We start from the raw sequence: 9,139 nt of genomic DNA, 5'->3' as shown, positions 1-9,139 counted from the left end.
GGATCGATTCGACCAGATTGTCGGGGATGGCGCCGCAATTGACGGTGACGAAGGGTTTCGAGCGGCGGTCGCCACTGCCCTGGATGGCGCGCGCCACCAGTTCCTTGCCGACGCCGGACTCGCCCTCGATCAGGATCGGGATGTTGGATGCCGCCGCTTTCTGGCCAAGACGGATCACCCTGTCCATGGCCGGGCTGTGCGTAATCATGTCCTTGAAGGTCAGGAGGCCGCCGCGCCGGCGCGACGTGCGCTTGACCTCGCCCTCGACGGCCTCGACCTTGAGCGCATTGCCGATCGACGCCTGCAGCCTGTCGGGAGACGCCGGCTTGACGACGAAATCGAAGGCGCCATGACGCATCGCCGAAACCACGGTCTCGATGCCGCCCTGCGCGGTCTGCACGATGGCCGGCACGTTGATGTCGCGCTCGCGCATCGCCTTCAGCACGCCGATACCATCGAGACCGGGCATGACCAGATCGAGGATGACCACCGACACCTCGCGGGCGCCGGGTCCATCGAGGATATCGAAGGCGGCCGCGCCGCCGTCGACGACGATTGCGCTGTAGCCGAACCGCGTCACCGCCGCTTCGAGCAGCCGGCGTTGCACCGGATCGTCATCGACTATGAGTATGGAACCTGTCATGACTAATACGACTATGCCCGCCCGAGGAATCCTGCCCTGTGGACCATCTTGGCACAGGGTTCTAAATAAGGTTTCAAAAAACCCGGTGAATGAATTCCTTAGGATTTGACCGGCTTCTCGTTTCTCCTTGAACCTTGGCCACGGAAGGTGTCGGCAATGCATAAGGATTCTGGGCACATGGGTTCCGCACGGCGGCTGGCGGCGCCGGCGTCCGGTCAGGGCGCGGCCGAGCTGGGCGACCTGCCGGAATGGAACCTTGCCGACCTCTATGCCGGCATGGACGCGCCAGAACTGAAGCGCGACATCGCCAAGGCCGCCACTGACGCGGTCAGCTTCGAAAGCCGCTGGAAGGGCACGCTGGCCGCCGAGGCCGAGCGCGGCAGCGCCGGCAGGCTGGGCGAGGCGCTCGTCGCCTACGAAGCGCTGGAGGAACTGATCGGCCGCATCGTCTCCTATGCGGGTCTGGTTTATGCCGGAAACACCGCTGATCCCCAGCGCGCCAAGCTCTATGGTGACGTCCAGGAGAAGATGACCGACGCCAGCGCGCACCTTCTGTTCTTCGCGCTCGAACTCAACCTGATCGACGATGCGTCGATCGAAGGCGCGCTCGCCGGCGATCCCGCCTTCGGTCACTACCGGCCGTGGGTGCTCGATCTGCGCAAGGACAAGCCCTACCAGCTTGAGGACCGCGTCGAGCAACTCTTCCACGAAAAGTCGATCACCGGGCGCGGCGCCTGGAACCGCCTGTTCGACGAGACGATGACCGACCTTCGCTTCGACATCGACGGCGAGGAACTGACGCTGGAGCCGGCGCTGAACCGTTTGCAGGACGCCGACGGCGAGGTGCGCCGCCGGGCGTCCGAGGCGCTGGCCACGACCTTCCGCAAAAATTTGCGCACCTTCACGCTGATCACCAACACGCTGGCCAAGGACAAGGAGATATCCGACCGCTGGCGCGGCTTCGAGGACATCGCCGATTCACGCCATCTCGCCAACCGCGTCGAGCGCAGCGTGGTGGACGCCCTGGCTTCCGCCGTTCGCGATGCCTATCCGCGCCTGTCGCACCGCTATTACGCGATGAAGGCACGCTGGCTCGGCATGGAGGTGATGAACCACTGGGACCGCAACGCGCCGTTGCCGGATACGCCCCAGGCGATCATCGGCTGGGAGGAGGCCAGGAACACCGTGCTGTCCGCCTATCAGCGCTTTTCGCCCGACATGGCCGAGATCGCGCGAACCTTCTTCGACCGCAACTGGATCGACGCGCCGGCCCGGCCCGGCAAGTCGCCTGGCGCCTTCGCGCATCCGACCGTGCCGTCGGCGCATCCCTATGTCCTGCTCAACTACATGGGCAAGCCGCGCGATGTGATGACGCTGGCGCACGAGCTTGGCCATGGGGTGCATCAGGTGCTGGCCGGCGGCCAGGGCGCACTGATGGCCTCGACGCCGCTGACGCTGGCCGAGACGGCATCGGTCTTCGGCGAGATGCTGACCTTCCGCTCGCTGCTCGACCAGACCACCGACCGGCGCGAGCGCAAGGCCATGCTCGCCCAGAAGGTCGAGGACATGATCAACACGGTCGTGCGCCAGATTGCCTTCTATGAATTCGAGCGCAAGGTGCATGCCGAACGCAAGAACGGCGAACTGACCTCCGACAGGCTCGGTCAGTTCTGGCTCGAAGTGCAGGCCGAAAGTCTGGGTCCCGCTATCAAGCTGCGCGAAGGCTACGAGGTGTTCTGGACCTACATCCCGCACTTCATCCATTCACCCTTCTATGTCTATGCCTATGCTTTCGGCGACTGCCTGGTGAACTCGCTCTACGCGGTCTACCAGAACGCCGAGCGCGGCTTTCAGGACAAGTATTTCGAAATGCTGCGCGCCGGCGGCACCAAACATCATTCCGAGCTTCTGGCGCCCTTCGGGCTCGACGCCACCGATCCCGCCTTCTGGCAGATCGGACTTGGCGTCATCAGCGGCCTGATCGACGAGCTGGAAGCGCTCGACGCTTGAAACGCGTCCCTCAGGCATCGCTCTAACAGTTTAGCCGGAATGCATGTTGGGACAGATCTACTATCACCCTAAATATCTGTTCTTGAAGTACTCTCCACCGAAGTTTTCCGATAGCTTTCCACAAGCTCTATGATAGCCTTCGCTCCAAGCTCAGCCGGAGCGCATGCGGATCGGCGAGGAGAAATCTCAGCCGGCCGTGTCGCTCAGGCGAACGCGACAACGGCCGTTGGCCATGGGCAAGCAAAGCCGATCGCCGCAGCTCGAACCGAAGCCGGCTGTTCTGCTTACCGCGGAACCACCAAGAGTAGTCCTTCGCCGAAGGTCATGACCCACGGCAGACGGATCTGACTGGAGAGAGACAATGGGCACTTTTTTCTACGTGGTCCTGGCGTTCCTGATAGGCGTGTTGGTCGGCTGGTTCCTTTGGGGGCGCCTGCGCGGTGAACTCGACAGCTTGCGCGGCGACCTCGACCGTACACGCAGCGAACGCGACAGGCTGCGCACCGACGGCGACCGCCTGACCGGCGAACTCGATGCATGCGGCAAGACCCGCGCCGACCTCGAGCGCCGGCTGCGTGAAGCGTCGGCCGCACCTGCCGCCGGAAGCAGCGCGGCAAAGCCGGCAAGCCAGGCGCCGGCGGCCCTGATGTCGACCCCCGCGACAGCCAAATCCGCCGCCACAAAGCCAGCGCCGGCCAAACCGGCCGCTGCGAAAGCGGTCCCTGGCAAGGCGGTCCCTGCCAAGCCGGCAGCGAAACCCGCCGCCACCAAAACCTCGGCTCCAGCCAAATCCGCAACGAGCAAACCTGCAACAGCCAAATCCGCAACGAGCAAACCTGCAACAACCAAGTCTGCAACAGCCAAGCCAGCAGCCGGCCCAGCATCCGGAAAGCCCGACAATCTGCGCCGGCTGATCGGTATCGGTCCGGTCAACGAGAAGCTGCTCAAGGCGCAAGGCGTCACCAGCTTCGCCCAGATCGCGTCCTGGACCGCCGCCGATGTCAAACGGATCGAGGACGTCATGAATTTCGACGGCCGCATCGCGCGCGAACGCTGGATCGAGCAAGCCAAGCTGCTCGCCGCCGGCAACGAGAAGGAATTCGCCAAGCAGTTTCCAACAGCCGGAACCCTCAGCAACAGCTGATCGCCGGCAAGAACCGAGACTACAAACGGCGGCGCCATATCGGCGCCGCCGTTTGCTCTTGGGCCCTGGGTTGGCCCTGAGGTCGGCTTTGAGAGGCAGCGTGCCGTTCCCTCGATTGCGCGCGAGCGGCACCCCATATAGAGCGGTTGATGGCTTCATAGACCGCAGCACGAGTCCCATGTCCCTGCCCGCCGCAATTTTTCGCAATGACAAAAGCGCGCGCCAGCTCGTTTTCGACCGGCCGGCCGATATCATCGTGGCGCACGAAGCAGGGGATTTCGAACCGGCTCTGGAAGCAGCACAAGCCGCGCATGATGCAGGCAAATGGCTTGCCGGCTATTTCTCGTATGAGGCGGGCTACCTGCTCGAACCCAAGCTCGTTCCCCTGCTGCCGAATGAACGCCGGGCCCCACTCGTGTGCCTTGGGGTTTTCGATGCCCCGGTCGAAGAGGCGGTGCCGCCGCGCGACACCACGGCGACCAACGGCCCGATCTTCGACGCCCGTGCGACGTGGTCGCCGGAGGATTATGAAAAACGCTTTTCGCGGCTGCACCAGCACATCCGGCAAGGTGATTGCTACCAGGGCAATCTGACCTTTCCCGTGCATGCGCAATGGTCAGGCGAGCCGCTGGCCGCCTTCGATGCATTGACGGAACGTCAGCCGGTGAAATATGGCGCGCTGATCGCGCTCGGTGAACCCATCGTGCTGTCGCGCTCGCCTGAACTGTTCTTCGAGATCGACGCCGAGGGCATGATCGAGACGCATCCGATGAAGGGCACGGCGCCGCGCGGCGCCACCAAGGCCGAAGACGAGCGGCAGAAGATCTTCCTGCGCAATGACGAGAAGAACCAGGCCGAAAACCGGATGATCGTCGATCTCCTGCGCAACGATATCTCGCTGATCAGCGAGGTGGGCACGCTGGACGTGCCGGCGCTGTTCCGCATCGAGACCTACCCGACCGTGCATCAGATGGTAAGCGACGTCAGGGCCAAACTGCTGCCGGGTCTCTCTATCCGCCAGATCTTCGCGGCGCTGTTTCCTTGCGGTTCGATCACCGGCGCGCCTAAGATCCGTGCCATGGAGATCCTGCGCGACCTGGAAGGCACGCCCCGCGATGCCTATTGCGGCGCCATAGGCTGGATCGCGCCCGGCGGCCCGATGCGCTTTTCCGTGGCGATCCGCACCATCTCGCTCTTTTCGGGCGGCGAGGCCGTCTACAATGTCGGAGGCGGCGTCGTCTTCGATTCGACGGCGCAGGAGGAGTATCAGGAGTGTCTGCTGAAAGCGCGCTTCGCGACGGGAACACCGCCGACTTTCAGTTGATCGAGACCATGCGCTGGGAACCCGGCCCGGGCTTCCTGCGCTTCGATCGCCATCTTGCGCGCCTCTATGGCTCGGCGGCGGAGCTCGGCTTCCGCTGTGCTCCAGGCAAGGTCGGCGAGGCACTGAGCAGCGCGGTCGGCGGTTCCGGCGTTGCCATGCGCACGCGGCTCGTCCTGTCGCACGATGGTGAGGTGGCGGCCTCGGCGCAGCCTTATGAACCGCTCGCCGCCGACAAGGTCTGGATGCTGCGGCTGGCGCGGACGAGGCTCGATTCGCACGACACGCTGCTGCGCCACAAGACCAGCCGGCGGCAGCTCTACACGCGTGCCCGCGCCGAACACCTCATCACCCAGGCCGACGAGGTGCTTATGGCCAACGAGCGCGGCGAGATCTGTGAAGGCACGATCACCAATGTCTTTGCCGATCTCGGCGACGGCGTGCTGGCCACGCCCCGGCTCGACTGCGGCCTGCTGCCTGGTGTATTGCGCGCGCAGCTTCTGGATGAAGGCCGCGCCCGCGAAGCGATCTACAGCTTGGACGATCTGAAATCCGCCAAGTCCCTGTTCGTCGGCAATTCGCTGCGCGGACTGATCCCCGCAAGACTGACCTGAAACAGGACGACTGTGCCCACTCACACGCCCCCAGAGCATACGCTCCCCACCCACACGCCCTATGACGGCTCGTCGAAACTGTTCAGTATCGGGCTGAAGCCGCTCGATCCGGCGGACTGGATCGAGATCGACGGCCATCTGCTGCCGTATCTCGCCGAAAAGCACCGGCTCTATGCCGAAATCCCAGAGCGCGTTTTCGTCGAGGAGGACGGCACGCGCGATGCCCAGCAGGAAGTGCTCGACTTGCTCGCTGCGCATCTCCTGGAGAGGTTCCCCGAAACCCATCGGCTCGGCGGATCAGGCGTCGAGGTGGCGGGCGCGGCGGGCCGTCTGCCTGCTTCCCTCGCCGAGGCGCCGCTGGCTAAAGCCTCACAGCTCGTCCAGGAAGACCTGATCCTGATGCGCCGCGGTGACAGCGGCTGGCGGCTAGTCGCCGGCTCGCTCTGCTTTCCCTCGTCCTGGTCGCTCCTGGAAAAATTCGGCAAGCCGCTGCAGGACATCCACGCGCCGGTGCCGGGTTTCGGCCCGGGCACGCGTCCGGCGGAACTCATCAACCGGATGTTCGATGGCCTCCAGGGGCAGGCGGTCGAGCGCTACAACTGGTCGATCCAGTCCGACAACGCGCTCTATCATCCGCTCTCCGACCTGCAGCGCATCGACCGCGCCACCAACCGGCCGTCGCGCTTTCCCGATGGCGATATCGACGCTCATGCGTTCATCCGCGTCGAGCGGCAGACCCTGCGCAAACTGCCTGTTTCACGCGATATCCTGTTCACCATCCGCATCCATCTCGACCCGCTCGCCGTGCTGGCCAGGCACCCGGATCGGGCGAAGCTCGCGGCGTCTTTCGCCGCCCAGCTCGAAGCGCTCGATCTCGCCCAACTCGACTATAAGGGCCTGACATCAGACCGCGATCGGCTGGTCGACCGGCTCGGGGTGCTGGCGCTGTCCTAAATCGCGGCCAAGCCCAGCAGCAGGATCGCGGACATCGCGGTAAAGACGGTGACGTTGACATCCCACCGCCAACCCGCCGGTCCGAACGGCGGTCGGAATGGCAGGTAGCCGTTCTCGTCGTAGAGCACGCCGCCATAGATCGGTCGTGAGAGCATGGCCACGAAGAACGCTCCATACATGGCGACGCCCAATCCCCCGGCGAGATAGAGCCGCTCGGCTTGGAGTGGGCCTCCAATCCAGATAAGCCCCAGCGCAATCAGCGCGACTCCGGTGTAGCTCAGCACCTGCCAAACGACGTGAAACCGGGCGTGCGGAGTCCACAGCGGATTGGTGGCGTGGGTGGCGTTGAGGTCGGCTTTGATCGTCACCACACCGTAGCCCACGGTCGCGACGCTCAGCAGAATTCGGGCAAGCAGATGACTGTCGTAAGCGAGTTCCATCGCACTTTCCTCCTTCAATAGGGAAATCGATGACGGCAATTCAGCAGATCGTAATCCGAAGTACTTCAACTAGGAAACAGCAGTATGCCGGTCGATGCCGCACTTTGCCGGCCCCGACGCGGGAGCGTCACGCAGGCGAAACGGCTTGAATGGCGCCTTGGGCACAGAAGAGCTGCCCGTCGGCCAGCCGCGCATAGTTGTGGACGATCCCTTTCTCATGATCCTGCAACTGCACGATGAAGTTGCCGCTCTGCTCCGTCCAGCTCATGAGCACGAGGTTCGGGCGTACGCTGGTCATGTCGATCTTGACCACCTCGTCAATTTTGGTGGCTCCGATCGACGCCTGCACATGTAATTCCTCCGGCGAGAAAAACGTCAGCCGGGGTACGAACGGGCCGAAAACGCAGTCGAAAGTCTTACCGACAAGCGAGGCGGGAAAAACATTGGTTTCTGCCATAACACCCTCCCTGGGCGTGGCCGTTGGGACCAAGCCATTTGACGATCTTCGATGTTTCAGTCGCGAAAATGCCAGATACGCCTACTTGGAGCGCTCCAAGTGATACGATCCGCCCTTTCCACTTTCGAGTCAACAAAATTCTTGGAGCGCTCCAAAAAATGGTCTAACTGAAGGGAAACGGGGTGAATCGCAATGCCAACGCTAGCCGACGTGGGCAAGGCTGCCGGTGTCTCCCGGGGCACTGTTTCCAACGTCTTCAACCGGCCGGAACTGGTCAGGCCTGAGTTGCGCCAACGTGTCGAAGCGGCCGCGCGAGCGCTCGGGTTTGGCGGCCCCGATCCAAAGGGACGATTGCTGCGGGATGGCAAGTTCAATGCCATCGGGTTCATGCCGCCTGGCGCCTACGCCATCGCCGACGTGCTCAGAAGTCCCTATCTCCGCGAGTTGGTGCTGGGCGTTTCGCTCGCCTGCGACGAGGCCGGAACGACGCTCAGCCTTGTAAACGGCACCGATAATACCCGCATCGCCAATATCCGCGAGGCCCTGGTCGACGGCTTCATCCTTGGTCACAGCGCGGATATCGGCCTCATAACATCGGCACAACGGCGACGCCTGCCCTTCGTCATTCTCGAAAGCGACGCAGGTCCCGACATCAATTCGATAAAGATCGACGGCAGGAGGGGCGCGGTCGCTGCCGTCCGGCATCTGACCGGGCTGGGACACCGACATTTTGCCATCCTGTCCATACGGAGAACTTCAGGCCCTCCCATTGTGCACATGCCCGGACAGGCAAAGCGCCCGCTTCTTGCCGGCTTCTCACTCGATGACGAAAGGCTTGACGGTTTCAAACAGGGCTTGGCGGAGGCGAACTTGTCGATCGACGATGTCCCGATTATCGAGACGACGCCCGGCGATCCATCTGCTGGAGCGGTGGTGTTCGACAATGTGCCTGAAGCAACCGCGATCCTGACCATGTCGGATTGGCAGGCGATCACAATACTCGACGAGGCGGTTTGTCGCGGCATAGAGGTGCCGGGCCACGTGTCGGTCATTGGCTTCGATGGCACTGCTGAATCCGCGCGCACCACACCTCCGCTGACGACTGTCGCGCAAGACGTGATCGGAAAAGGCAGGCTCGCCGCCCGCATGGTTCTTGACAACCAACCGCCCCGCCAAGTCGTTCTGCCCGTGGAGTTGGTGGTTCGGGCGTCCACAGCTGCGCCGAGGGCAAAAATCCGTTGAACGGACGGGGCACGTCGCTTGCGCTTGGCAAATGAGCTAACTTTGGTTCGGGTAGAGCCATTCATCCACGGTTTCAGCCTTAACCACGTAGCCAACGCAGCTAGCCGCTGGTTGGCGCTTTTCGCTGGTTTGTGACAATGATCTGTGATGTAGCGCATGGCCGCCGGGCAAAAATCCCCGGCTTGCGCATGTTTTCCCAGTTTCCTGGGTTTTGAAGGAGTGCTCGATAAAATGGCGAATGAAAACTGGCCCGTTTACGGTGAGATCAGCGGCCCTGTCGTGATGATCGGCTTCGGCTCGATCGGCCGGGGAAC

At 63.0% G+C, this 9,139-nt stretch carries 9 protein-coding genes; 6 read left to right on the top strand and 3 right to left on the bottom strand.

Going from position 1 to position 9,139, the window contains the following annotated elements; genetic code table 11:
* Nucleotides 1–643, bottom strand: a 643-nt coding sequence (locus EN964_RS15060) for a sigma-54 dependent transcriptional regulator (RefSeq protein WP_164775823.1), incomplete at its 3' end; no start/stop codon positions are given.
* Nucleotides 644–820: 177 nt separating this feature from the next.
* On the opposite strand from EN964_RS15060, the gene EN964_RS15055 reads away from it, so the two are divergent.
* The 5 genes from EN964_RS15055 (at nt 821) to EN964_RS15035 (ending at nt 6,686) form a co-directional block, all read left to right on the top strand.
* Nucleotides 821–2,653 carry a M3 family oligoendopeptidase gene (locus EN964_RS15055; RefSeq protein WP_127272612.1) on the top strand — a complete coding sequence of 611 codons (1,833 nt, stop codon included), beginning with the start codon at nt 821–823 and terminating at the stop codon, nt 2,651–2,653.
* Nucleotides 2,654–3,014: 361 nt separating this feature from the next.
* On the top strand, nt 3,015–3,797 hold the full coding sequence (locus EN964_RS15050; protein WP_127273187.1) for a proton-conducting membrane transporter: 783 nt from the start codon (nt 3,015–3,017) through the stop codon (nt 3,795–3,797).
* A 178-nt stretch (nt 3,798–3,975) separates the two neighbouring features.
* Nucleotides 3,976–5,121 (top strand): aminodeoxychorismate synthase component I, encoded by a 1,146-nt coding sequence (locus EN964_RS15045; RefSeq protein WP_127268300.1) that lies wholly within the window; start codon nt 3,976–3,978, stop codon nt 5,119–5,121.
* Nucleotides 5,070–5,732, top strand: coding sequence for an aminotransferase class IV family protein (locus EN964_RS15040; protein WP_127268299.1), 663 nt, complete (start codon nt 5,070–5,072; stop codon nt 5,730–5,732). Before EN964_RS15045 ends, EN964_RS15040 begins: the two co-directional genes overlap by 52 nt.
* A gap of 12 nt (nt 5,733–5,744) precedes the next feature.
* On the top strand, nt 5,745–6,686 hold the full coding sequence (locus tag EN964_RS15035; protein ID WP_127268298.1) for a DUF3445 domain-containing protein: 942 nt from the start codon (nt 5,745–5,747) through the stop codon (nt 6,684–6,686).
* Here the strand turns inward: EN964_RS15035 and EN964_RS15030 are convergent.
* Both EN964_RS15030 and EN964_RS15025 read right to left on the bottom strand, forming a co-directional pair.
* On the bottom strand, nt 6,683–7,126 hold the full coding sequence (locus EN964_RS15030) for a hypothetical protein (RefSeq protein WP_127268297.1): 444 nt from the start codon (nt 7,124–7,126) through the stop codon (nt 6,683–6,685). The genes EN964_RS15035 and EN964_RS15030 overlap by 4 nt on opposite strands.
* Nucleotides 7,127–7,253: 127 nt before the next feature.
* Nucleotides 7,254–7,583: a hypothetical protein gene (locus EN964_RS15025; protein WP_127268296.1), complete on the bottom strand. Its 330-nt coding sequence runs from the start codon at nt 7,581–7,583 to the stop codon at nt 7,254–7,256.
* A 192-nt stretch (nt 7,584–7,775) separates the two neighbouring features.
* Between EN964_RS15025 and EN964_RS15020 the strand changes: the two genes are divergently transcribed.
* Entirely contained in the window at nt 7,776–8,825 is a 1,050-nt protein-coding gene (locus EN964_RS15020) for a LacI family DNA-binding transcriptional regulator (protein ID WP_127268295.1), read from the top strand.
* Nucleotides 8,826–9,139 lie beyond the last annotated feature (314 nt).

This window comes from Mesorhizobium sp. M7A.F.Ca.CA.001.10.2.1, from assembly GCF_003998575.1.
In the GTDB taxonomy this organism is placed as follows: domain Bacteria; phylum Pseudomonadota; class Alphaproteobacteria; order Rhizobiales; family Rhizobiaceae; genus Mesorhizobium.
This window is presented reverse-complemented; position numbering and strand designations above follow the sequence as displayed.

Excerpts from the sequence above, each read along its gene's own strand:
- EN964_RS15030 (WP_127268297.1), bottom strand. The coding sequence starts at position 7,126 with ATGGAACTCGCTTACGACAGTCATCTGCTTGCCCGAATTCTGCTGAGC.
- EN964_RS15045 (WP_127268300.1), top strand. The coding sequence starts at position 3,976 with ATGTCCCTGCCCGCCGCAATTTTTCGCAATGACAAAAGCGCGCGCCAG.
- EN964_RS15055 (WP_127272612.1), top strand. The coding sequence starts at position 821 with ATGGGTTCCGCACGGCGGCTGGCGGCGCCGGCGTCCGGTCAGGGCGCG.
- EN964_RS15025 (WP_127268296.1), bottom strand. The coding sequence starts at position 7,583 with ATGGCAGAAACCAATGTTTTTCCCGCCTCGCTTGTCGGTAAGACTTTC.
- EN964_RS15050 (WP_127273187.1), top strand. The coding sequence starts at position 3,015 with ATGGGCACTTTTTTCTACGTGGTCCTGGCGTTCCTGATAGGCGTGTTG.
- EN964_RS15020 (WP_127268295.1), top strand. The coding sequence starts at position 7,776 with ATGCCAACGCTAGCCGACGTGGGCAAGGCTGCCGGTGTCTCCCGGGGC.